Origin of the sequence: Paracoccus fistulariae, assembly GCF_028553785.1 — a bacterium.
Classification (GTDB): domain Bacteria; phylum Pseudomonadota; class Alphaproteobacteria; order Rhodobacterales; family Rhodobacteraceae; genus Paracoccus; species Paracoccus fistulariae.
The window spans coordinates 1,794,740-1,817,609 of the sequence record NZ_CP067136.1 but is presented as its reverse complement, the minus strand read 5'-3'; the positions used below and the strand labels follow the sequence as shown (position 1 = coordinate 1,817,609).

The 22,870-nt window shown below is 63.4% G+C and carries 26 protein-coding genes; 9 read left to right on the top strand and 17 right to left on the bottom strand.

Annotated elements, in window-relative coordinates:
* The first annotated feature begins 5 nt into the window (after positions 1-5).
* Entirely contained in the window at positions 6-1,406 is a 1,401-nt protein-coding gene (locus JHX87_RS08965; RefSeq protein WP_271886512.1) for an FAD-binding oxidoreductase, read from the top strand.
* Here JHX87_RS08965 and JHX87_RS08960 read toward each other — a convergent pair.
* Together JHX87_RS08960 and JHX87_RS08955 are read right to left on the bottom strand one after the other, a co-directional pair.
* Positions 1,403-1,936 (bottom strand): adenine phosphoribosyltransferase, encoded by a 534-nt coding sequence (locus tag JHX87_RS08960; RefSeq protein ID WP_271886513.1) that lies wholly within the window; start codon positions 1,934-1,936, stop codon positions 1,403-1,405. The two genes, JHX87_RS08965 and JHX87_RS08960, sit on opposite strands and share 4 nt — an antisense overlap.
* Positions 1,933-2,535 carry a flavin reductase family protein gene (locus tag JHX87_RS08955; RefSeq protein ID WP_271886514.1) on the bottom strand — a complete coding sequence of 201 codons (603 nt, stop codon included), beginning with the start codon at positions 2,533-2,535 and terminating at the stop codon, positions 1,933-1,935. Before JHX87_RS08955 ends, JHX87_RS08960 begins: the two co-directional genes overlap by 4 nt.
* A 112-nt stretch (positions 2,536-2,647) precedes the next feature.
* Between JHX87_RS08955 and JHX87_RS08950 the strand changes: the two genes are divergently transcribed.
* Both JHX87_RS08950 and JHX87_RS08945 read left to right on the top strand, forming a co-directional pair.
* Positions 2,648-3,160: a GNAT family N-acetyltransferase gene (locus JHX87_RS08950; protein ID WP_271886515.1), complete on the top strand. Its 513-nt coding sequence runs from the start codon at positions 2,648-2,650 to the stop codon at positions 3,158-3,160.
* Between the two features lie 56 nt (positions 3,161-3,216).
* Complete coding sequence (locus tag JHX87_RS08945) at positions 3,217-4,008, top strand: EcsC family protein (protein WP_271886516.1); 792 nt, start codon at positions 3,217-3,219, stop codon at positions 4,006-4,008.
* Here JHX87_RS08945 and JHX87_RS08940 read toward each other — a convergent pair.
* Positions 4,005-5,552 carry an ATP-dependent DNA helicase gene (locus JHX87_RS08940; protein WP_271886517.1) on the bottom strand — a complete coding sequence of 516 codons (1,548 nt, stop codon included), beginning with the start codon at positions 5,550-5,552 and terminating at the stop codon, positions 4,005-4,007. The two genes, JHX87_RS08945 and JHX87_RS08940, sit on opposite strands and share 4 nt — an antisense overlap.
* Positions 5,553-5,742: 190 nt before the next feature.
* On the opposite strand from JHX87_RS08940, the gene JHX87_RS08935 reads away from it, so the two are divergent.
* Together JHX87_RS08935 and JHX87_RS08930 are read left to right on the top strand one after the other, a co-directional pair.
* Positions 5,743-6,546, top strand: a complete 804-nt coding sequence (locus tag JHX87_RS08935) for a M48 family metallopeptidase (protein WP_271886518.1) — start codon at positions 5,743-5,745, stop codon at positions 6,544-6,546.
* Between the two features lie 114 nt (positions 6,547-6,660).
* A complete protein-coding gene (locus JHX87_RS08930; RefSeq protein ID WP_271886519.1) occupies positions 6,661-7,929 on the top strand; it encodes an aromatic amino acid transport family protein in 1,269 nt (422 codons plus the stop codon).
* 51 nt (positions 7,930-7,980) lie between these two features.
* Here the strand turns inward: JHX87_RS08930 and ccrA are convergent, their stop codons facing one another.
* Positions 7,981-9,270 (bottom strand): crotonyl-CoA carboxylase/reductase, encoded by a 1,290-nt coding sequence (ccrA, locus tag JHX87_RS08925; protein WP_271886520.1) that lies wholly within the window; start codon positions 9,268-9,270, stop codon positions 7,981-7,983.
* 320 nt (positions 9,271-9,590) lie between these two features.
* Between ccrA and JHX87_RS08920 the strand changes: the two genes are divergently transcribed.
* Both JHX87_RS08920 and JHX87_RS08915 read left to right on the top strand, forming a co-directional pair.
* On the top strand, positions 9,591-11,549 hold the full coding sequence (locus tag JHX87_RS08920) for a protein meaA (protein WP_271886521.1): 1,959 nt from the start codon (positions 9,591-9,593) through the stop codon (positions 11,547-11,549).
* Between the two features lie 127 nt (positions 11,550-11,676).
* Positions 11,677-12,615 (top strand): acyltransferase family protein, encoded by a 939-nt coding sequence (locus tag JHX87_RS08915; RefSeq protein WP_271886522.1) that lies wholly within the window; start codon positions 11,677-11,679, stop codon positions 12,613-12,615.
* 63 nt (positions 12,616-12,678) lie between these two features.
* Here the strand turns inward: JHX87_RS08915 and rpmE are convergent, their stop codons facing one another.
* From rpmE to JHX87_RS08860, 11 genes are all read right to left on the bottom strand, one after another.
* Positions 12,679-12,900, bottom strand: coding sequence for a 50S ribosomal protein L31 (gene rpmE, locus JHX87_RS08910; protein WP_271886523.1), 222 nt, complete (start codon positions 12,898-12,900; stop codon positions 12,679-12,681).
* A 12-nt stretch (positions 12,901-12,912) separates the two neighbouring features.
* The gene (rplS, locus tag JHX87_RS08905; RefSeq protein WP_271886524.1) at positions 12,913-13,296 is read right to left on the bottom strand and encodes a 50S ribosomal protein L19; all 384 of its coding nucleotides are present in this window, start codon (positions 13,294-13,296) and stop codon (positions 12,913-12,915) included.
* Complete coding sequence (gene trmD, locus JHX87_RS08900) at positions 13,293-14,165, bottom strand: tRNA (guanosine(37)-N1)-methyltransferase TrmD (RefSeq protein WP_271886525.1); 873 nt, start codon at positions 14,163-14,165, stop codon at positions 13,293-13,295. The genes rplS and trmD overlap by 4 nt, the downstream gene beginning before the upstream one ends.
* Positions 14,162-14,659: a ribosome maturation factor RimM gene (gene rimM, locus JHX87_RS08895; protein ID WP_271886526.1), complete on the bottom strand. Its 498-nt coding sequence runs from the start codon at positions 14,657-14,659 to the stop codon at positions 14,162-14,164. Before rimM ends, trmD begins: the two co-directional genes overlap by 4 nt.
* A 3-nt stretch (positions 14,660-14,662) precedes the next feature.
* Positions 14,663-14,803, bottom strand: a complete 141-nt coding sequence (locus JHX87_RS08890; protein ID WP_271886527.1) for a hypothetical protein — start codon at positions 14,801-14,803, stop codon at positions 14,663-14,665.
* Positions 14,804-14,853: 50 nt separating this feature from the next.
* The gene (rpsP, locus tag JHX87_RS08885) at positions 14,854-15,207 is read right to left on the bottom strand and encodes a 30S ribosomal protein S16 (RefSeq protein ID WP_271886528.1); all 354 of its coding nucleotides are present in this window, start codon (positions 15,205-15,207) and stop codon (positions 14,854-14,856) included.
* A gap of 47 nt (positions 15,208-15,254) precedes the next feature.
* The gene (locus JHX87_RS08880) at positions 15,255-15,551 is read right to left on the bottom strand and encodes a chorismate mutase (RefSeq protein ID WP_271886529.1); all 297 of its coding nucleotides are present in this window, start codon (positions 15,549-15,551) and stop codon (positions 15,255-15,257) included.
* Between the two features lie 43 nt (positions 15,552-15,594).
* Positions 15,595-16,128 (bottom strand): GNAT family N-acetyltransferase, encoded by a 534-nt coding sequence (locus JHX87_RS08875; protein ID WP_271886530.1) that lies wholly within the window; start codon positions 16,126-16,128, stop codon positions 15,595-15,597.
* Positions 16,129-16,141: 13 nt separating this feature from the next.
* Positions 16,142-17,638, bottom strand: a complete 1,497-nt coding sequence (gene ffh, locus JHX87_RS08870; RefSeq protein WP_271886531.1) for a signal recognition particle protein — start codon at positions 17,636-17,638, stop codon at positions 16,142-16,144.
* A gap of 212 nt (positions 17,639-17,850) precedes the next feature.
* Positions 17,851-18,261, bottom strand: a complete 411-nt coding sequence (locus tag JHX87_RS08865) for a TonB family protein (RefSeq protein ID WP_271886532.1) — start codon at positions 18,259-18,261, stop codon at positions 17,851-17,853.
* A gap of 110 nt (positions 18,262-18,371) precedes the next feature.
* Complete coding sequence (locus JHX87_RS08860) at positions 18,372-18,959, bottom strand: FMN-dependent NADH-azoreductase (RefSeq protein WP_271886533.1); 588 nt, start codon at positions 18,957-18,959, stop codon at positions 18,372-18,374.
* Between the two features lie 94 nt (positions 18,960-19,053).
* On the opposite strand from JHX87_RS08860, the gene JHX87_RS08855 reads away from it, so the two are divergent.
* The gene (locus JHX87_RS08855) at positions 19,054-19,917 is read left to right on the top strand and encodes a LysR family transcriptional regulator (protein WP_336391090.1); all 864 of its coding nucleotides are present in this window, start codon (positions 19,054-19,056) and stop codon (positions 19,915-19,917) included.
* 78 nt (positions 19,918-19,995) lie between these two features.
* Here JHX87_RS08855 and JHX87_RS08850 read toward each other — a convergent pair whose 3' ends face one another.
* Both JHX87_RS08850 and JHX87_RS08845 read right to left on the bottom strand, forming a co-directional pair.
* Positions 19,996-20,835, bottom strand: a complete 840-nt coding sequence (locus JHX87_RS08850; RefSeq protein ID WP_271886534.1) for an NgoMIV family type II restriction endonuclease — start codon at positions 20,833-20,835, stop codon at positions 19,996-19,998.
* A complete protein-coding gene (locus JHX87_RS08845) occupies positions 20,835-21,806 on the bottom strand; it encodes a DNA cytosine methyltransferase (RefSeq protein ID WP_271886535.1) in 972 nt (323 codons plus the stop codon). Before JHX87_RS08845 ends, JHX87_RS08850 begins: the two co-directional genes overlap by 1 nt.
* A 188-nt stretch (positions 21,807-21,994) precedes the next feature.
* Here JHX87_RS08845 and JHX87_RS08840 point away from each other — a divergent pair, with 188 nt between their 5' ends.
* Positions 21,995-22,855: a DMT family transporter gene (locus JHX87_RS08840; RefSeq protein ID WP_272833923.1), complete on the top strand. Its 861-nt coding sequence runs from the start codon at positions 21,995-21,997 to the stop codon at positions 22,853-22,855.
* Positions 22,856-22,870: the final 15 nt, after the last annotated feature.

Sequence of the window (22,870 nt, the reverse complement as noted above, 5' to 3'; positions counted from 1 at the left end):
TGGCCATGCTGAACCCGGCTGATCAACGCTTCGCCAGAAAGCTGCCTTCGGGCGTGCTGCGCGATGTCTCGCCCAGCTATCTGGAAGAGCCGCGCGGCCGTTTCCACGGTCAGGCCGGTCTGGTGGCCGCGCCGCATGACGTTGACGAAACCGCGGCGGTGATCCGTGCCTGCGCGCAGGGCGGCGTGCCCGTCGTTCCGCGCGGCGGCGGCACCGGTCTGGTCGGCGGGCAGGTGATGCCCGATGGCGTCGCCCCGCTGATCCTGTCGATGGAGCGGATGACCGCCATCCGCGCGATCTATCCCGAAGAATCCGTGCTTCTGGCCGAGGCCGGCGTCACGCTGCAATCGGCGCGCGACGCGGCTGCCGCTGCGGGTCGGCAATTCGCGCTGTCGCTGGCCTCTCAGGGAACGGCGCAGATCGGCGGCGTGCTGTCCACCAATGCGGGCGGTGTGAATGTCCTGCGCTATGGCAATGCCCGCGCGCAATGTCTGGGGATCGAGGCGGTGCTGCCCTCTGGCCAGATCATGCATGATCTGAAACGGCTGCGGAAGGATAATACCGGCTATGACCTGCGTGACCTGCTGATCGGGGCCGAAGGTACGCTGGGCATCATCACCGCCGCATCGCTGGTCATGGCGCCGGTCCCGGCGGAAAGCGGCGTGGCGATGATGGTCGTGGACAGCCCGTCGGCGGCGCTGTCGCTGCTGTCGCTGGCGCAGGGCCGTATGGCGGGCGGTGTGACCGCGTTCGAGCTGATCTCGGGGCAGGGGCTGCGCTTTCTGGATCAGGCCTTCCCGAAGCTGCAGCAACCCTTCGCGGATCGTCCGGACTGGCTTGTGCTGATCGAGGTGGGCCTGCCCGCAGGTCTGAACGCCGATCAGGCGCTGGAGACGCTGTTCGTCAAGGGCGCGGATGCCGGGCTGGTCAGCGACGGGGTGATCGCGCAATCGGGACAACAGGCCGCCGATCTGTGGGCCATCCGCGAAACCATTCCGCTGGCCAACCGCGCCATCGGGGCGATTGCCAGCCATGATGTCAGCCTGCCGCTGTCGCAGATCGCAGAGTTCATCACCGATGCCGGCGCGATGCTGTTGGCGCAGGGCGATATGCGGATCAATTGCTTCGGCCATCTGGGCGACGGCAATCTGCATTACAATCTTTTCCCCGCCGAAGGCCGCGGCCGCGAAGATTACGACGAGATCCGCAAGGATCTGTCGCGACAGGTGCATCAGATGGTGGTCAGCCGTGGCGGGTCATTCTCGGCCGAGCATGGCGTCGGGCGGCTGAAGGCGGCCGATCTGGCGGAATGGGGCGATCCGGCGCGGCTGATAGCGATGCGGGCCATCAAATCCGCGCTGGATCCGCGGGGGATCATGAATCCCGGGGTGATTTTCCCGGCTTAATCGCCGTCGAAACTGGTCAGGGCGTGAACCTCGTGGCCCAGATCCTCAAGCAGGCGGCGGCCGCCCAGATCCGGCAGGTCGATGACGAAGGCGCAGCCGATCACCTTGGCGCCCAGACGTTCGCACAGCTTGATCCCCGCCGCAGCGGTTCCGCCCGTCGCCAGCAGATCGTCCACGACCAGAACCCGCTCTCCGGGTTTCAGGGCGTCATCGTGGATTTCCATCACGGCCTCGCCATATTCCAGCGTGTACGCCTCGGAAATCACGGCGCCGGGCAGCTTGCCCTTCTTGCGGATCGGGACGAATCCCGTCGATAGCTGGTGCGCCACTGCGCCGCCCAGAATGAAGCCGCGCGCCTCAAGCCCCACGACCTTGTCGATATTCATGCCGGTATATGGCGTCAGCAACTGGTCGATGGCCATGCGAAAGCCCCGCGCATCGGCGAAGAGCGTGGTCACATCGCGGAAAATGATTCCTTCATGCGGAAAATCTACGATGCTGCGGATATAGTCCCTGACGGTCTTGCTCATTTCGGCCGGTCCATTTCAAAAAGTTCCTGCACTGCGGCGTAATCCTTGTATCCAAGCCGGGAAATCCACCCGCCGGCCGGGCGCGGGTCAAAGCGCCCCTCGACCAGACAATCGTCGCGGATATGCACGCCCGTGACCACGCCCAGCACGACATAGTTCGATTCCCCGGCCAGCGGGACGATCTGGGTCAGCCTGCATTCCAGCGCGGCAGGCGCATCGGCCACGCGCGGACAGTCGATGCTGTCGCATTCGGCGCTGCGAATCCCGGCGGCCTGAAACTCGCTTTCACCTGCGGGCAGGGGCGCAGAGGTCGCATTGACCTGATCGCGCAAATCCCCCGCCGCGATATTGACGCAAAACACGCCCGTTTCGATGATCTGCGAGACGCTGTCCTTGGTGCCACGGCGGTCGGGCTTTTTGCTGGTCGAGGCGAACATCACCTGCGGCGGCACATAGGCCACGGCGTTGAAAAAGGAATAGGGCGCCAGATTGTCGCCCTGCCTGCCACGGGTCGAGATCCAGCCGATGGGGCGTGGCGCGACGATGGCGTTGAACGGGTTATGGGGCAGGCCGTGACCTGTTTCGGGTCGATAATACATCTGTCGGCCTTTCGCCTGTTGCGGGCGCCAAAATGCCATCGCTTTTCATCTTCTGCAATATTCCGCAACGGGTTGCAGCATGTTATGGGGCAACGACATCATGCGAGGCATCATGTACGAGATCCGTCCCGAAACCCATGCCGACGAATATGAGGTCGAGGCGCTTTATGACCTGTGCTTTGCGCCGGGCCGGACCGCGCTGTCCTCTTACCGCCTGCGCGATGGCGTGCCGCCGGTTGCGGGCCTGTGCCTGTTGCTGCGCGATCCATCGGGGATCCTGCTGGCCGCGATCCGCTATTGGCCGGTTCATGTGGGTGGGAACGCGGCCCTTCTGCTGGGGCCGATCGCGGTGCACCCGACGGCTCAGGGGGAAGGGCTGGGCGGGATGCTGATGCGTGACAGTCTGGGCCGGGCCAGCGATCTGGGCTGGTCGCGGGTGCTGCTGGTGGGCGACGCGCCCTATTACTCGCGCTTTGGATTCGAGCGGTTGGACCATGTCCAGATGCCGCCGCCGACCAATCCGGACCGGGTTCTGGGGCTGGAACTTCGGCCGGGGGCCTGGGTTGATGTGGCGGGGCAGGTCACGCGGGCTGCATCGCAGGATGCATCTGCGGGTCTGGCATAGCTCTCCGGTGATCCCCATCTGTTGCCGGTATCCATCAAGGTTCGGACAACCATACGATGACACAGTTGCAGACGAATCAGGCGGTGCTGCCGCCGATCAATGACCCTTCGGTTCTGGCGCAGGTCGACCGGCTGGCCGACCGCTATCTGAATGCGGGCGGGCTGGGTATGGAGATCATGTCGGTTGTCGGTAACGGGGCCGAGGGCCTGCTGGAGCGGCTGCCGGGCTTTGTGCGCAACCGGCTGGACGGGATTACCCGAATTGCGCTGAACCGGGCGTTCAAGGCGGCCAGCGGATCGCGCCGGATGATGCGCGACCGTGGCGACTGGTTCAACCGTCTGGCCTCGGGCGTCAGCGGCGCGGCGGGGGGCGCGGGCGGTTTTCCGGGTGCGATGATCGAGATGCCATTTACCATTACCCTGCTGCTGCGCGCGATGCTGGATATCGCGGCGGAACACGGGCTTGATCCCGAAAGCGATGAGGTGCGCAAGGAATGCCTGCGCATCTTTGCCGCCGCCGGGCCGATGGCCAGCGACGACAATGCCGATCTGGGCCTGCTGGCCGCGCGGTTATCGGTGACCGGGCATACGCTGCAAAGCCTGATCAGCCGCGTCGCGCCACGGCTGGCAGTCTCGATGGGTCAAAAGCTGGCCGCGCAGGCCGCGCCGATCTTTGGGGCCGTGGTCGGGGCCTCGATCAATTACACCTTCACCAGCTATTATCAGGAACTGGCGCGCGTCCATTTCGGCATCATGCGCCTGTCGCAGGAAACCGGTCTGCCCAAGGAAGCCCTGATTGAGGCGCTGCGTCTGGCCATCGAACGCAAGACGGGACGGCGGCGGGCCTAACCCTGCTCGTCCGCGTCGCCAAGTGTCAGCGGTGCGGCGGGCGGATCCAGATCCCCGGTGCTGAGCGGGGCCGAGGGGCGGGCAAGCCGGGGCCGCGTGACCCAGAACAGCCGGTCCTGCGCGCGGGTGATCGCCACATAGGTCAGGCGCTTCCACAGCGGAATCCCCGCTTCGGTTCGGTTCGACCATGCGGCGGCGCTGATATCGGGGCCAAAGACCTGCACGTCGGGCCATTGGCTGCCCTGCGCCTTATGGATCGTGACTGCGGCGCCATGCAGAAAGGCGGCGCCCATGCGGGCGGCGAAGGGGATAAAGGGTTCCTCTTCATCCGGCATCTCGATCTTGACGATGCTGGCGGCCGACAGGCGCGGATCCTCGGCGCCGATCACATGCAGGCGGGAAAATCCGGGCTTCTTTCCGGGGCCAAGATAGACAACCTGCGCGCCCTTGATCAGGCCGCGCGCCTCAAGGTCGATGCGCTTCTTGCGGTGTTTCAGGGGCAGTTCCAGCCCGTCGCAGATCAGCGGCTCACCCGGCAACAGCGCATCGCCCGGCGCGCCGAAGGCGCTGCGAAAGGCATGGATCAGCCGGATCCGCGTGGCATTGCGCCAGACCAGAACCGGGCTTCGCGACATCATATCGCTTTCGACCCGCTCGGCCCAGACAACGCGCGGGTCGCGCTGTGCGGCCTCGCGGATCATGCTTTCGAAACGGTCAAAGGTGACGCTGTCATCGGCCAGCGCGTGGGCCAGATCCAGAATCGGGCTGTCATCGGCCTGACGGTGGATGCGGTTCAGCACCAGCCGCTGCGTCTCGGCCAGCCGGTCAAAGACCATTTCACCCGATTGCCCGACCGGGGCCAGCTGCGCCGGATCGCCGAACAGGATCAGCACGGGAAAAATCTCGCGCAGATCCTCGAACTGGCGCTCATCCAGCATCGAGGATTCGTCGATCAGGCCGATATCCAGCCCTTCCTCGCGCCGCTTCCAGCCCTGAATGAAATCCGAGCCTCGCAGCCCTGCCGCCGCCAGCGCCCCGGGGACCGAGCTGTGCTGATCGTAGAACGCCTTGGCGCGGTCCAGCGCCTCATCGGTCAGCCCCTCGATGCTGGGGCGATTACCCTCGCCGGTCAGCCATTCGGCGATGCGTTCATATTCGGGATCATAAACGGGGGTATAAAGGATGCGGTGGATCGTGGTTGCCGGAACGCCGCGCATGCGCAGCACGAAGGCCGCCTTGTTGGTGGGGGCCAGCACGGCGACGGTGCGCCGATCCTTGCGCCGCTTGCCCTCGTAATCGCCGCTGACCAGATCCACCCCCGCCTCGCGCAGGGCACGGGTGATTTCCGACAAGAGCAAGGTCTTGCCCGAACCGGCCTTGCCGATCACTGCCATCACGCGGCCCTTGCCGGGCTGCGGGGGCTGCAATTCCTCGGACACGATATCGACGCCCGCGGCGGCAAAGGTCTCGGCCAGCGCATCCCACGCATCGGCCTGATCCGAGGAAAGCTGCGGCGTCGTGGCAATGGCGGTCTGGCTGGTCATGGCTCAGCCATAGCGCGCGCAGGCATGAAAGCGAAGGGCAAACCGACCTTGGCTGCCCGGCGGGATTCGACTTTCCCCCCAGCCCCGAATAATCCCGCGCAAAGGTTTTCAATGATCGGAATTTTTCATGTGCGCCTCTTCCCCCCAGCCGCCACGCTTCAGCAGCTTTCGCCACCGGTGGGAGATGCCGATGATCTGGCTATCGGCGCTGATCACCTTGCTGGCGCTGGCCGCGGCCTTTGGCATCTGGTGGATCGACGGGAATGGCAAGCTGGAAGAGGCGGTCGGCGAAGACGGCGCCACGGATCTGCGCGACATGGCCGATACGGCCTATCTGCTGCTGCTGGCGCCGCTGGCGATCTATATCTACCGCTTCTACATCGCCGCCCAGGCGCGGGCGAATGCGATCCTTGTCGGGCCGTCGCAGTTTCCCGAACTTCATGCGCTGTATCAGGATCTGGCCCAGCGTCTGGATATGCCGAACCCGCCCCGGCTTTATGTGACCAATGGCAATGGCGTGGTGAATGCCTATGCGTTGGAATGCAATCGCCGCCGCCGCTATGTCGTGATCCATGCCGAGATCGCGATGCTGCTGCCAAAATCGCCCGATATCGTCGAATTCGTCCTTGCGCATGAGATCGCGCATCACAAGCTGCGGCATGTCTCGCTGTGGCGGATCGTCATAGGGATCGTGCCGGGGATGCTGTTCCTGCCCGGTGCGGCGACGACGCGGGCGCAGGAATATTCCGCTGACCGTCTGGCCATGGCGGTCTGCCCGAACCACGCAGGCGCGTTGCGCCTGCTGGCGGTCGGGCCGTGGATCGCGGATGGTGTCGATCCCGATGCCTGGATGCAGCAATGCCTGTCCGAACATCGCGAATTCATGGTTCGGGCCGCCAATGCCATGTCCAGCCATGCCGTCGGCATCAAGCGTTACAAGGCGCTGCGCGATATCGAGGAGAAGGGGTTTTCCGCCCATGGCGAGATGTTCTGACCTATTTCCCCGGGGATGGCGCTAACAGCCATTGCGTCCCCCAGGACGCCTCCTTTATCGGCGGCGCACTCATCGCGACTTTATTGTGCGTTCATTTGATAGGGGGGAGAGATTATGGCTGATACGACCGGGGCAGGGGCATCGCCCGGATCTGAAAATCTGGGCTGGTCCAGATATGACAGGACATGGATGCTAAGCCTGTTCGGAACCGCCGTCGGCGCGGGCATCCTGTTTCTGCCCATCAATGCCGGGATCGGAGGGTTCTGGCCGCTGGTCATCATGGCCATCCTGATCGGGCCGATGACCTATCTGTCACATCGCGCGCTGGCCCGCTTTGTCTGTTCCTCGAAGAACCCCGACACCGACATTACCGGCGTCGTCGTCGAATATTTCGGGGAAGGCGCGGGCAAGGCGATCACGCTGCTGTATTTTCTGGCGATCTATCCCATCGTTCTGATCTATGGCGTCGGCATCACGAACACCGCCGAGAGCTTTCTGTCCAATCAGATGGGAATGCAGCCGCCGCCGCGCTGGCTGCTGTCGGGGCTGCTGATCGCGGCGATGATGGCGGTCATGCTGGCCGGGCAGCGGGTGATGCTGGCCGTTACGCAATTCCTGGTCTATCCGCTGGTCGGCATCCTGATCTTCCTGTCGCTCTATCTGGTGCCGCAATGGAATCTGGCCGCCGTGCAAGAGGTGCCGACCCTGTCCACGGCGCTGAGGACGATCTGGCTGACGATTCCGGTGCTGGTCTTTTCCTTCAACCATTCGCCCGCAATCTCGCAATTCGCCTGTGCGATGAAGCGCGATTACGGCGCGGATGCCAGCCTGAAGGCCGATCAGATCCTGAAGAACACCTCGGTCATGCTGGTCAGTTTCGTGATGCTGTTCGTGTTTTCCTGCGTGCTGTCGCTGACGCCCGAACAGCTGGCCGAGGCCAAGGCGGAAAACCTGCCGATCCTGTCCTATCTGGCCAATGTGAATGACAGCGCCTTCATCAGCTATTTCGGCCCGCTGGTGGCTTTCGTGGCCATCGTCTCATCCTTTTTCGGGCATTACCTTGGCGCGGCCGAGGGGCTGCGCGGCATCCTGCGGGGCACGGTGGCGCCCGACCGCATCGCCATGCCGGATCAGCGGCTGAATATGGGAATTGCGGCGATCATCTTCGTGACGACCTGGGGCGTGGCTATCCTGAATCCCAGCATTCTGGGCCTGATCGAGACGCTGGGCGGCCCGGTCATTGCGGCGATCCTGTATCTGATGCCGATGTATGCGATCCATCGGGTGCCCGCGCTGGCGAAATATCGCGGCAAGGCGTCCAATGTCTTTGTGACCGTCATGGGGCTGATCGCGATGAGCGGCATCCTTTACGGCCTGTTCTGACATGAAAAAGGGCGGGTCCGCACCCGCCCTTTCCGTCATTCCGATGCGGACTTACCGCTTGCTTGCTTCCAGCGCGTCCTCGAACGTCCTCAGCCCGGTCTTTGGCGCCTGAACCAGAACCGACATGTTCCCCGGCTTGTGCTGGTTCTTGTACATCTTCATATGCGCCTGCGGGATCTCGGCCCAAGGGAAAACCTCGGACATGCAGGGGTCCAGACGGCGTTCCAGCATCAGCTTGTTCGCGGCGCTGGCCTGCTTCAGATGGGCGAAATGGCTGCCCTGCACGCGCTTCTGATGCATCCACAGATAGCGCACGTCGAAGGTGCAGTTGAAGCCGGTGGTGCCCGCGCAGATCACGACCATGCCGCCCTTCTTGCAAACCAGGGTCGAGACCGGGAAGGTCGCTTCGCCCGGATGTTCAAAGACGATATCGACGTTATTGCCCTTGCCGGTGATGTCCCAGATCGCCTTGCCGAACTTGCGCGCCTCGGTGAACCATTCCTTGTATTCCGGGGTGTTCACGGTGGGCAACTGGCCCCAGCAATTGAATTCCTTGCGGTTGATCACGCCCTTGGCGCCAAGGCCCATGACGAAATCGCGCTTGTCCTCTTCGCTGATGACGCCGATGGCGTTGCCGCCTGCCGCATTGATCAGCTGGATCGCATAGGATCCAAGCCCGCCCGAGGCGCCCCAGACGAGCACATTCATGCCCGGCTTCAGCTCATGCGGTTCATGGCCGAACAGCATCCGATAGGCGGTGGCCAGCGTCAGGGTGTAGCAGGCGGATTCCTCCCAGGTCAGGTGCCGCGGGCGCGGCATCAGCTGCTGGGCCTGAACATTGGTGAATTGCGCGAAGGATCCGTCCGGCGTTTCATAGCCCCAGATCCGCTGCGTGGGGGAATACATCGGGTCGCCGCCGTTGCATTCCTCATCATCGCCATCGTCCTGATTGCAATGGATCACGACCTCGTCGCCGACCTTCCAGCGCTTGACCTTGTCGCCCACCGCCCAGACGATCCCCGAGGCGTCAGAGCCCGCGATGTGATAATCCGCGCCATGCCCGTCAAAGGGGCTGATCGGCAGGCCCAGACCCGCCCAGATCCCGTTATAGTTGACGCCCGCCGCCATCACCAGAACCAGCACCTCATGGCTGTCGATCTGCGGCACGTCCACGACCTCAAGCTGCATTGCCTTATCCGGTTCGCCGTGGCGTTCGCGGCGGATCGCCCAGGCATGCATCTGCTTGGGCACATGACCCAGCGGGGGCATTTCGCCAATGGCATACAGATCTTTCACCGGGGCGTCGTAAGGCGCGATCGGGGTCGGGGCATCAAGAGCCATGGTGGGTCTCCTCTTCTTTCTGCGATGCAGAATCAAACTTTCCGAAGCACTACCCAAGCTTGCGCAACATTGCAACCCAATCGGCGCCATCAACGTAATTTTATGTCCGTAACGTAGGGTCGCACATCTTGGATGATCGGCGATATATCGTCGCCCAAAACATACGCCTGCTGATGTTTTGCTCAACACCACGATCCTGCGGCGGTCACAAAGCCAAAGCTTCGTGCAGACGCAGCGTATTCTGCAATGCGGCGAATTGACGGCGTATCATTGTTTCGGTATTCCTGCCCCAACTGTAAGATTATTGCGAGGCGATCCGCATGGCCGAGAAAGACAAGCCCTGGCTGTTCCGCACCTATGCAGGCCACTCGACGGCGGCAAAGTCGAACGAGCTGTACCGCACCAACCTGTCCAAGGGGCAGACGGGGTTGTCGGTGGCCTTCGATCTGCCGACCCAGACCGGTTATGACAGCGATCATATCCTGTCGCGGGGCGAGGTCGGCAAGGTCGGCGTGCCGATCTGCCATCTGGGCGACATGCGCGCGCTGTTCGATCAGATCCCGCTGGAGCAGATGAACACCTCGATGACGATCAATGCGACCGCGCCCTGGCTGCTGTCGCTGTATATCGCCGTCGCCGAAGAGCAGGGCGCCGATGTCAGCAAGCTGCAGGGCACGGTCCAGAACGATCTGATCAAGGAATATCTGTCGCGCGGCACCTATATCTGCCCGCCCAAGCCCAGCCTTGCGATGATCACGGATGTTGCGGCCTATACCCGCGAAAATCTGCCCAAGTGGAACCCGATGAATGTCTGTTCCTATCACCTGCAAGAGGCCGGGGCGACGCCGCAGCAGGAACTGGCCTATGCGCTGGCGACGGCGATTGCGGTGCTGGATGATCTGAAAGGCAAGGTGCCCGAGGATCAGTTCCCGGCAATGGTCGGCAGGATCAGCTTTTTCGTGAATGCCGGCATCCGCTTCGTCACCGAACTGTGCAAGATGCGCGCCTTTACCGAGTTGTGGGACGAGATCACGGTCGAACGCTATGGCATTGAGGACGAGAAATACCGCCGCTTTCGTTATGGCGTGCAGGTCAACAGCCTGGGCCTGACCGAACAGCAGCCGGAAAACAACGTCTACCGGATCCTTCTGGAAATGCTGGCCGTCACGCTGTCCAAAAATGCCCGCGCCCGCGCCGTGCAGCTGCCCGCCTGGAACGAGGCGCTTGGCCTGCCGCGTCCCTGGGATCAGCAATGGTCGCTGCGGATGCAGCAGATCGTCGCCTATGAAACGGATCTGCTGGAATATGGCGATCTTTTCGACGGCAATCCGGTCATCACCGCCAAGGTCGAGGAGTTGAAACAGGGCGCGCGCGACGAACTGGCGCTGCTGGACGATATGGGCGGGGCGATCGCCTCGATCGACTATATGAAGTCGCGTCTGGTCGAATCGAATGCCGAGCGTCTGGGCCGGATCGAGACCAATGAAACGGTCGTCGTCGGTGTGAACCGCTGGCAGCAGGGCGAACCCTCGCCGCTGACGGCGGGCGATGGCGGCATCATGGTCGTCGATCCGGCGGTCGAGCAGGATCAGATCGCGCGACTGACCGAATGGCGTGCCGCACGCGACGATGCGGCGGTGCGGGATGCGCTTGCGGCGCTGTCGGCAGCCGCCAAGCGGGGCGAGAACATCATGCCCCATTCGATTGCCGCGGCCAAGGCCGGGGCCACCACCGGCGAATGGGCGGGCGTGATGCGTCAGGTTCATGGTGAATATCGCGGGCCGACAGGGGTGTCTGCCTCGCCCTCGAACCGCACCGAAGGGCTTGAGGATATTCGCGAGGCGGTGGATGCCGTCAGCGCCCGTCTGGGCCGCCGCCTGAAATTCGTCGTCGGCAAGCCGGGATTGGACGGGCATTCCAACGGCGCCGAACAGATCGCCTTCCGCGCCCGCGATTGCGGCATGGACATCACCTATGAGGGGATCCGCCTGACCCCCGAACAGATCGTCAACCGCGCCAAGGAAGAAGAGGCGCATGTGGTCGGCCTGTCCATCCTGTCGGGCAGCCATCTGCCGCTGATCGAGGATCTGATGACGCGGATGCGGCAAGAGGGTCTGGAACATATCCCGGTCATCGTTGGCGGGATCATCCCCGATGACGACGCGGCGCGGCTGCTGAAAATGGGCGTGGCGCGGGTCTATACGCCCAAGGATTTCCAGCTGAATACCATCATGCTGGACATCGTCACGCTGGTCGAACCCGACGCGGCGGCGGCCTGATCGGCAAAGACCGGGCGCGGCATCACGCCGCTTCGGCTTGAACTTGCCAATGTCCGTGGAATTGCCGGGGCGGTCGGACCTGACCGCCCTTTTTGCCGTTCGATTGCCATAGACAATCGGACGATCAATGACCGCATTTCCCGAACGAGACAGCGCGATTGACGCGCTTCGCGTGATCCTGGCGATCTTTGTGATCGGCATTCACACGGGCTTTCCGGATCTTGCGCAGCCCGAAGCACGGCAGATGCTGGTCAATGGCCTTTACCGGGTCGCGGTGCCGGTCTTCGCGCTGATCTCTGGCTTCTTCTTTGCGCGGGCGGTTCAGCGGCGGCGCGCGGGGCGCTATCTGCGGCGGATCGTGGGGCTTTATGCGATCTGGATGCTGGTCTATGCGCCCTTCTATGGTCCCGAGATCACGTCGCCGACGCATCTTCTGCAACTGTGGGTTTTTGGCTATTTCCACCTGTGGTTTCTGGCCGGGATGATCCTTGCCGGTGTCTTGCTGCTTGCGCTGATCCGCTGGCAGGTCCCCTTGCGGCGGATCGTCATGCTGGCGCTGTTTCTGGCGGGCGTCGGTATCGGGTTGCAATATCTGGTGCTGTCGGAACGCGTGCTTTTGCCGCTGGACCTGTATCGCAACGGCATTCTGGTGATCTTTCCCTTCTTCGCGATGGGCTATGCGCTGGCCCTGTCGGGCCTTCGACGGATCGGGGCAGGGGGCGCGATGCTGACCGCGTTGTCATTGCTTGCGGTGATGGCCGAAAGCCTGATCTGGTATCGTATCGCCAGAGGCACCTATGGCGTGGACACCATGCTGTCGCTGCTGATCTGCGCGCCCCTGATCGTTCTGGCGGCCCTGTCGGTCAGAGGGATGCCGGGCGGCAGGGGGCTGGCCAGTCTGGCGGCCTTTACCTATTTCGCGCATATCCTGGCGATGATCGCCGCCACGCGACTGGGGCTGGAGGGGGATCCGAAATTCGCCTTCGTGGTGGCGCTGTGCCTGGGCCTGTGGTGCCTGTTGCACAGCTTCGGCGCGGGCAGGCGGCTGCTGGCGATCCTGACCTGAGCCGCGGCATGAAAAAACGCCGCCCCGGAGGACGGCGTTTCAGAACTGCGACGGAAAGGGCGATCAGAAGCCCAGACCGGCATATTTGTTCTTGAACTTCGACACGCGGCCGCCGGTATCCATCAGACGGGCCGAACCGCCGGTCCATGCCGGGTGGGTGGTCGGGTCGATGTCCAGCGACATGGTTTCGCCTTCGGCACCCCAGGTCGAGCGGGTCTGGTAGACAGTCCCGTCAGTCATCTTGACTTCGATCATGTGGTAGTCGGGATGGGTATCTTTTTTCATCTCGCGACCTCCTTAGGCTTTCGCGTCGGTTTTGGGACGGTAGTTGGTCTTTTCGGCGATACGGGCCGACTTACCGCGACGGTCGCGCAGGTAATACAGCTTCGCGCGGCGGACCTTACCACGACGGACCACGGTGATCGCGTCGATATTGGTCGAATACAGCGGGAAAACGCGCTCGACGCCTTCGCCAAAGCTGATCTTGCGGACGGTGAAGCTGGCGCCGATGCCATTGCCGCCCTTGCGCGAGATGCAGACGCCTTCGTAGTTCTGCACACGGGTGCGGGTGCCTTCGGTCACCTTGTAACCGACGCGCACCGTGTCGCCTGCTTTGAAATCGGGGATTTCCTTACCGAGCTCGGCGATCTGCTCGGCTTCAAGTTCTGCGATCAGGTTCATCGCTTGGGTTCCTTGTCATGCTCGCGGTGTGTCCGCGATTGGTCTGATGCGCCCGAGAGCTGTCGGTCCTTTGCCGGGTCCACACGATCTTCGTATGCCCGCCACAGGTCGGGGCGGCGTTCCTTGGTCAGCCTTTCGGCCTCACTGGCCCTCCAAGCATGAATGGCCGCGTGATTTCCCGACAGCAGAACTTCCGGGATCTCGCGGCCTTCCCACCGGGCGGGCTTCGTGAACTGGGGGGCTTCCAGAAGGCCCCTGTTGCCGATGGAAAAGGATTCCTCGGCCAGAGAGTCCTGATTCCCCAGCACGCGCGGTATAAGCCGAACCGTTGTGTCGATCAAGACCTGTGCGGCAATCTCTCCTCCGGTGAGGACATAGTCGCCGATGCTGATTTCCTCGATCTCATGGGCGTCCAGAACGCGCTGATCGACCCCTTCGAAACGCCCGCAGATCAGCGTGACGCCCGGCCCTTCGGCCAGATCGCGGGCGCGGGCCTGTGTCAGCGGACGCCCGCGCGGCGACATGTAGATCACCGGCGTGGGCGGGCCTTGCCGCGCCTCGCGCAGGGCGGCATCCATGACATCGGCGCGGATGACCATGCCTGCCCCGCCGCCGGCCGGGGTGTCATCGACATTGCGGTGCCTGCCGATGCCGAAATCGCGCAGGGGGATGGTGCGCAGGTTCCACAGCCCCTCATGAAGGGCGCGGCCGGTCAGCGACAGGCCCAGAATGCCCGGAAAGGCTTCGGGGAACAGGGTCACGACATTGGCCTGCCACGCGCCTTTGACCTGAGGTTCACGCATCAATTCGCGCGGGCGCAGGCTGGTGGTGACGGTCAATCGGCCATGTGATTTCGGTCTGTCGCTCATTCGTCGCTGCCGGGCGGGTCGGCGACGATGCGGCCTGCGGTCAGATCCACGGTCGGCACGACGGCGCGGGTAAAGGGCAGCAGCAGAAGATCCTTGCCGCCGACGACCTCCAGAATATCGCCCGCGCCATGGTCAAAGATCGCGCGGACGCGGCCCAGGGTCTTGCCGCCGGTATCCACCACCTCAAGCCCGATCAGATCCGCATGGTAGAATTCGTCATCTGGCAATGAGGGCAGCGCGTCGCGGGGCGCCCACAGCGTGACACCTTTCAGCGCCTCGGCATCTTCGCGCGTCTTGACGCCCGACAGACGGGCGCCAAGCCCGCCGCTGATCGGGCGGGTCAGGGTGACGGCAAAGGATCTGCTGCCATCCTCGGTGGTCAGGGGGCCGTAATTCGCGATATCGGCGGCCTCGGCGGTAAAGCTTTTCAGGCGAAGTTCGCCCTTGACGCCAAAGGCTCCGGCGATCGCGCCCACACAAATCCTGTCGGTCATTCTCTAACCCCCTTGGCAAAATCCGGCGCGCTGCCAGATGCCGCCGGACGTCTCGCATTTGTCCTGTTGTTGCATGCGTTCGTAGACCATGCCGCCGAAAAAGATCAGCATCAGGAAAATCGCGCGACGGAACAGGCGGAACATCAGCCGATGTCAGACGGGCCCGGACGCATCTGCCCGGGCCCGGATGCCGATTATTCTTCGGCCGGAGCGGCTGCCTTGGCGGCCTTCTGCTCGGCGCGCTCTTTGGCTTTCTTGCCGGGAACGGCTTTCTTCATGTTCTTGCGCTCGGTCTTGTCCTTGACGCCTGCGGCTTCCAGGAAGCGAGCCACGCGGTCGGTCGGCTGTGCGCCCTGGCCCAGCCAGTACTGAACGCGCTCCATGTCCATCTTCACGCGCTCTTCGCTGTCCTTGGGCAGCAGCGGGTTATAGGTGCCCAGCTTTTCCAGAAAGCGGCCATCGCGCGGCATGCGCGAATCGGTGGCGACGATCGCGTAATGCGGACGCTTTTTCGAACCACCACGGGCCAGACGGATTTTCATAGCCATTGCGTTTTCTCCTTTGAAATGGCGGTGTTATGGGCGCATCCGCGCCCTTACGATTGGTGTTGTTCGTGGTGCCGAATGACTTCTGCGATCACGAAATTCAGGAATTTGCGCGCGAATTCGGGGTCAAGGTCGGCCTCGCGCGCGAGGCGTTCCAGCCGCTCGATCTGCTGCGCTTCGCGCGACGGATCCGAGGGCGGCAGAGCGTGTTCGGCCTTGAGAAGGCCGACCGATTGGGTGCGCTTGAACCGTTCGGCAAGCGTATAGACCAGGATTGCGTCCAGCCGGTCTATGGATTCGCGATGCTCTTTCAGCAATGCGGCGGCGCGGGCGACGGGATCGGTCATGGCAGGCTCCGTGCGGCAGGGTGTCGTGGGGCGCAAAACAGGGTCATGCCGCCTCCTTCGGGTGGCGATAGACCAGGCAGTGTTGGCCGCGAAGGACGCTTTCGCGCTCTAACGTGGCGTCCATCCGTTCGGCCAGTTTGCGAGAGCGGGCGTTGCCGGGATCGATCTGCGAGATCAGGGGGGCCAGCCCCATCGGTCCCTGTGCATGGTTGCGCGCGGCGATGGCGGCCTCGTAGGCAAGGCCCTTGCCTTCGAAATCCTCGTAGACGTGCCAGCCCAGTTCGGGTTCCGGCCAGTCATGGTGGTTGATGATGCCGACCCGACCCGCCAGCCGACCCGCGGCCTTTTCCTCGACGGACCACATGCCATAGCCGCGCAGGAACCAGTGACCGATGCCACGGGTCAGCGCCTCCCAGTTCTGCCAGTCTTCGTAAGGGCCGCCGATATAGGCCGCGCGTTCCGACCGACCAAAGGCGTTCATTGCCTCCCAATCCGACAGGCGCGGTTCGCGCAGGATCAGGTGCTCGGTTTCAAGAACCGGCACTGTGATCTGCAATGTGGCCGTGGTGGGGGACATGGCTTCGGGCGCCTTATTTCTTGCCGAACATGCCGCTGAGGCCGCCGGGCAGGCCGGCCTTGGACAGATCGCCGCCCAGACCCTTCGGGTCCTGCAGCATCTTGGTGGCTTCGGCCATCTTCGCCGGATCCATGTTTTCCATGTCCGGCAGCCCGCCGCCCTTGCCGGTCATGGCGCGCATGGCCTGTTTCAGCATGCCGCCCTTGCCCATTTTGCCCAGCTTTTTCATGGTATCGGCCATCTGCTTCTGCATCTTCAGCAGGCGGTTCAGCTCTGACACCTCCATCCCGGCACCGGCGGCGATCCGCTTCTTGCGGCTGGCCTGCAGCATGTCGGGATTGGCGCGCTCCTTTTTCGTCATCGAATTGATCAGCGCGATCTGACGGCGAATGACGGAATCGTCCATGCCCGCCGCTTCGGCCTGTTTGGCCATTTTCTGCATGCCGGGCATCATCTGCATGATCGATCCCATGCCGCCCATCTTCTGCATCTGTTCCAGCTGGCCCTTGAGGTCGTTCATGTTGAACAGACCCTTCTTGAAGCGCTTCATCATGCGCTCGGCCTGCTCGACCTCCAGCACCTCCTGCGCCTTCTCGACCAAAGCGACGATATCGCCCATGCCAAGGATGCGGCCGGCGACACGCTGGGCGTCGAACACCTCCAGCGCGTCCATTTTCTCGCCCAGACCGACGAAACGGATCGGCTTGCCGGTGACCGCGCGCATCGACAGCGCCGCGCCGCCACGCCCGTCGCCATCCATCCGGGTCAGGACAACGCCGGTCACGCCGACCTTCTCGTCGAATTCGCTGGCCACATTGACCGCGTCCTGACCGGTCAGGCCATCCACCACCAGCAGCGTCTCTCGCGGCTGGGCGATGTCGCGAACCGCCTGAACCTCATCCATCAGCACCTGATCGATATGCAGACGGCCGGCGGTGTCCAGCATATAGACGTCATAGCCGCCAAGGCTGGCCTGCTGCCTGGCACGCTGGGCGATCTGCGTCGCGGTCTGACCCAGGACGATAGGCAGGGTGTCGACACCGATCTGCTGGCCAAGAATGGCCAGCTGCTCCATCGCGGCGGGGCGGTTTGTGTCAAGGCTGGCCATCAGCACGCGCTTCTTTTCGCGATCCTTCAGCCGCAATGCCAGCTTGGCCGTGGTGGTCGTCTTGCCCGAGCCCTGCAGGCCGACCATCAGGATCGGCGCGGGCGGGTTATCGATGCGCAGCGCGTCGGGAGCGTCATCGCCCTGCAGGACCTTGATCAGCTCGTCATGGACGATCTTGACGACCTGCTGGCCGGGGGTGATCGATTTGGTGACAGCGGCGCCGGTGGCTTTCGATGTGACCGATTTGACAAAGCTGCGCGCGACGGGCAGCGAGACATCGGCCTCAAGCAGCGCGACGCGGACCTCGCGCATGGCGGCGGTGACGTCATCCTCGGTCAGGGCGCCCTGCTTGGTCAGCCGGTCGAATACGCCGCCCAAACGGTCGGAAAGGTTCTCGAACATAGCCGGGCCTCCTGCGGTCCAATGCGGTTTAGCCCCCGTGGGCGCAACGCGCTGACGGGGGGCGATCCCCGCGTCTGACGGGGACCGGAAGGCTTATCCTTCCGGGAATCCGGGATCACATAGGCAAAATCGGGGCCAGAGTCAACAAAGCCCCGTATCCTCGTGGTTCGGGGCCTGCAGACGGGTCGGCAGCCCTGACACCTTGCGCGGCGCTATTTGGTGCCCACGCCCATGCCCATCGGCACCACCAGGACAGATTGCTCCATGTCGGGCGTAAATGGCTCGACCTGCTCCAGCCGCGACAGCGCCCGGATAATGGCCGTATCGACGGCGGGCGTGCCAGAGCTTTCGATGATCCTGGCGTCGATGACCTTACCGCTGCGCTCAACGATGATCGCGAAGGCGGCGGTCATGTTGCGGCTGATGCCGACGGAATTCAGCGTCGAGTCCAGATTGCGCAGCCGCTTTTGTATCTGCTGCTGCGTATTCGCCACCCACTGGCTTTCATTCTGGGCCGCGGCCATTTTCCTGTTGGCGCCGAATGAGGTCTGGGCAGAGGCATAAGAGGGGGCGGTCGCAACCAGCGCAGCGGCGAGTGCGAGTGCGGAAAAACGCTTGAACATGTTTGTGGGAATCCGAAAGGGTTAAACGCCGTCACGTTATCCCGCGCCCGAAGAAAGTCGAGAGGGAATGATCGCCAAGCGCCATCCCCCCAACACGTTTTCACCGCTGCTCAGGCAGCGATCTGGTCCAGTGCCTGTTGCGCCCGGGCCATCCCCGCGTCGCGGTCCATCGCCAGCCGGTCGGCGGCCACGAATTCGACCTCGGTGATCCCCATGAATCCCAGCATGTGACGCAAATAGCCCGAGGCGAAATCCAGATCGGATCCCAGGGGTGTACCCGCAGCGGTGTAGGCGATGATGGCGCGCTTGCCGGTCAGCAGACCCTCGGGACCGGACTCGGTATAGCGGAAGCTGACCCCGGCCCGTGCGATCTGATCAAGCCAGTTCTTCAGCTGTGCCGTGATGCCGAAATTATAGACCGGTGATCCGATGACCAGCACATCCGCATCCTGCACCTCTTTCAGATAGGCATCCGAAATCCCGATCAGCTTCTGCTGTTCGGCCGAGGGGCTGGCGGGGGCCAGGCGCACGGCCTCGAACCAGGCGCCGTCGATGGCCGGCACGCCCTCATTCAGGTCGCGATAGGTCACCGAGGCTGCGGGGTTACGCGCTTGCAATTTCGCGGTGATGTCAGCCGTCAGCTTGCGCGAGACAGAGTTTTCGCCGGTGATGGCCGCATCCAGATGCAGGATTTTCATATATGGGTTCCTTGATAGGCTTATGCGTTGCGCTTGATTTAGACCCGAGGTTCAGAAATAAAAAGGCACATCAGCGCGCAGGAACTGTGCAAAAATGCACATACAGGTGGAAAACTGGGATGATATCAGGGCGGCGCTTGCCGTGGCCCGCTTGGGGACGGTCAGCGCGGCGGGCGAGGTTCTGGGCCTTCACCATGCGACCGTGATCCGGCGGGTCGACGCGCTGGAGCGGCAGTTGGGCGCGAAGCTGTTTCAGCGGCACGGACGGGGATATGCCCTGACCGATGCCGGGCGGCTGCTGTTGCAGGTCGCGGGCAAGGCGGATGAGGACTTCGCCCGGATGCAGGCGCAGATCAGCGGTGTCGCAGGGCGGGTCGAGGGCGATCTTGTGGTGACGGCCGTCGCCGGCTTTGACGAGGTGATCCTGCCCGCGTTGACGGCGGCAATGCGGAAAAATCCGGGCCTGCGGATCACCTATCTTGCGGATGCCCGGCTGTTTCGCCTGTCCGCGGGCGAAGCGCATATCGCCATCCGCGCAGGCGCCCGCCCGACCGAGCCGGATTACGTGGTTCAGCCGCTGGCCCGGATGCGGCACGGGCTGGTGGCCTCCGCCGCATATCTGCGCGACCATGGCGACAGCCACGATCCGGCGCATCATCGCTTCGTGTCGCCGGGACCGACCGGACAGAACGCGCCCCATTCACGCTGGCTGCGGGACCATGTCGATCCCGCGAATGTGGTGATGACAACCTCTGACGTCGCCGCCGCCGAAGCAATCATCCGCGCCGGTCTGGCGATCGGCGTGCTGCCGCCCGCGCGCTGCAAGGGGCTTGTGGCCTTGGACTGGCCATCAGGTTGGATCAGCGACCTGTGGCTGGTCACCCATGTCGATCTGCACCGCACGCCCAGGATTCAGGCCGTGCTGTCAGAGTTGCGTGTTGCGGTTGCCGCACGGTAAACTGCCCTGCGTCGAACCGGCGATAGGGATATCACGAAAACCGCTGACCCGCGATGGTCGCGTTTCGGTCCCTTTCGATCAAATCACCAGATCCAGCGGCAGATCCGCAATATCGCGCAGTCTTTGGCCGTCGATCATGGTTTCCACCAGGTCAAGCCGCTCGCGTCCCTGACCTTGCAAACTGTCCAGCAGTTCCGGCAGCGCGAAGTGATAGATGCAATCCATATCGCCGGTGCCAAGCGCGATGGCCGCGATGCGTGACGGCAGCGGCTCTGCCGTGACAGCGACGATATGGGGCAGGCGGCCCTTGCGGTTGCGGACCAGATTCAGCGCCTCGGACCGGGTGTTCTGCACGCGATCGGAACGGATGGTCAGCTTGCAACTGATCGAGGCATGCAGGCTGGCGCGGGCACCGTTCTTCTGCCGCAATGCGGTGTAGCGGGCGACGGAATCGTCGATCAGCGCAAGATCGCGGTTCAGCGCCGCGTCGGATACCGGCTGGCGCAGGACCACCACGTCGGGCTTGATCAGATAATCGCTGCCCAGCAAGGTGCGCAATTCGCGGTTCTGCATCGCCAGGGCGCGCAATTCGTCAAGATGGCTGTACTGGTCGAATTGCGCGATGGTCTGGCCCTTGGCGACGGAAAATTCGCCCGGACGAAGATGGGACAGCTTTTCGAAACAGGCGGCGATGAAATTCTGCGTCGCCGTTTCGAACATGCTGCCGGCGGTCTGTCCTGCCGGTTTCGCCGCATGGCTTTGCGTGGCCCCGATCCGGGCCACAAGCGCAGACGCAATCTCTCGGCTGACGCTGTTCGAGACATCCGCGATCGAGGGGACGCCGCGTGTTTCGGTGATTGGCCCGGCCAGACATTCGGCGTGAAAGCGGCGGCGGGCTTCGGTCAGCCAGCAGGACATCAGGCCACGGAATACAGCCGTCGGGCGGTGATGGCGGCGCGCAGATTGCTGGCGACGGCCTGTGCGACGGGGGGCGGAAAGGCGTTGCCGACCTGACGATAGGCGGCGGTCTTGCGTCCCGCGAATTGCCAGGCATCGGGAAAGCCCTGCAGCCGGGCGACCATGCGCACGGTCAGGCGGGGCATGCCGTCGAAATCGGGCTCTGGCGCCTCTTCCGCGATGCTTTTGCCATTCACCCCAAGCGCGGCCCAGGCCTGCCGGGCGCGCGTCGGCCCCAGATCCGGGCCGCCATGCTTTTTCGAGCCGCCGACGATGGTGGGCGCGATTTCATCGGCCTGCTCGGCCCAGGCATCGGTGCCGCGCCATCCATTGGCACCCATCAGATCGCGCAGCTTTTCCCCGACCGTCGGCGGGCGCAGGTTGCCGCCCTTGGGCCATTCGAACTTGTCGGCGTAATTGTCATGCACGGCCACGATCACTACGCGCGGACGCAGCTGCGACACCCCGAAATCCGAGGCGTTGTACAGATGCCATTCCGCAAAGCTGTAGCCCATTGCCTTCAGCTGGGCCTTCAGCTTCTGGCGATAGTCGTGAAAGACCGCGTCCAGAAAGCCACGGACGTTTTCCAGCATCACAGCCTTGGGCCGCACCTCATCCACGACGCGCAGGGCATCGGGGAACAGATCACGCTCATCCGCGGCGCCAAGCTGCTTGCCGGCTTTCGAAAATGGCGGGCAGGGCACGCCGCCTGCAACCAGATCGACACCGGCATAGGGGCGCGCGTCAAATTGCGTCAGATCGGCCTGATCGCTCTGCAGCACATTCCAGTGCGGGCGGTTCAGCATCAGCGTCTGGCGGCACCAGTCGTCGATTTCCACGCAGGCCTGATGGGCAAAGCCCGCCTGTTCGATCCCCAGGGCCTGACCGCCGGCACCGGCACAAAGTTCTACCGATGTCAGCTTGCCGCGCATGATCCGCCCCTTGAAGTCCGTCAGGCGACATACAGCGATGAAGTGAACAAAATGTCAACATACGACCGGGATTGTACATATCGCGCTAATCGGCAATTTTGGCCCGGAAAATGCAGTTGGGGGCGGGTGTGGAAAGCGTTCGGGCGTCAAGATCCTTGCGGCAAGAGGCCCTGCGCGGCCATTTTGCGATGTTTCTGTTCTCTGCCCTCGTCGCGGGCTCTTTTTCACTGGGTGCGCGAGCGGCGAATCTGATCGACCCGGCCGCGATCACGGTGGCGCGCTTTGTGATTGCAGCGGGCATTCTGGCGGGAGTCGTCATGCTGCGCGGCACGGGGCGGCCCGCCGCGCTGTTGCAGCAGCCCTGGCGCTATCTGCTGCTGGGCACTGCCTTTGCCGCCTATTTCGTGCTGATGTTCGAGGGGTTGAAGACCGCCGCCCCGATTTCGGCCAGTGCCGTCTTTACCCTGACGCCGCTGATGGCGGCGGGGTTCGGCTGGCTTTTGCTGGGGCAGCGGCCTGACCGGCATATCATCGCGGCCTTGCTGCTGGGGGCGATCGGCGCGCTTTGGGTGATCTTTCGCGGTGATATCCAGGCCCTGACCCGGCTGCAGCTGGGCCGGGGAGAGGCGATCTATCTGATCGGCTGCGTCTTTCACGCCATCTATACCCCGCTGGTGCGCAAGCTGAGCCGGGGCGAAGGCCCCGTGATCTCCAGCCTCGGCACGCTGATCGCGGGCGGTTTGCTGACGCTGGTCTGGGGGTGGCAGGCGGTAAGCTCGACCGCCTGGGGGGCGCTGCCTGCGATTGTCTGGATCACGATCTTCTATGTCGGTGTCTTTGCCAGCGCGGTCACCACGCTGCTGGTGCAATATTCGACCCTGCGACTGCCCTCGTCCAAGGTCATGGCCTATACCTATCTGACGCCGGTCTGGGTGATCGCGCTGGAGGCCGTGCTGGGCAATGGGCTGCCCGGCAGTATCGTTCTGGTGGGGATTGCACTGACCATGGTCGCGCTGGTCATGCTTTTGCGCGAAGATCCCGAAGGTTAGAATGGCTTATCTGGT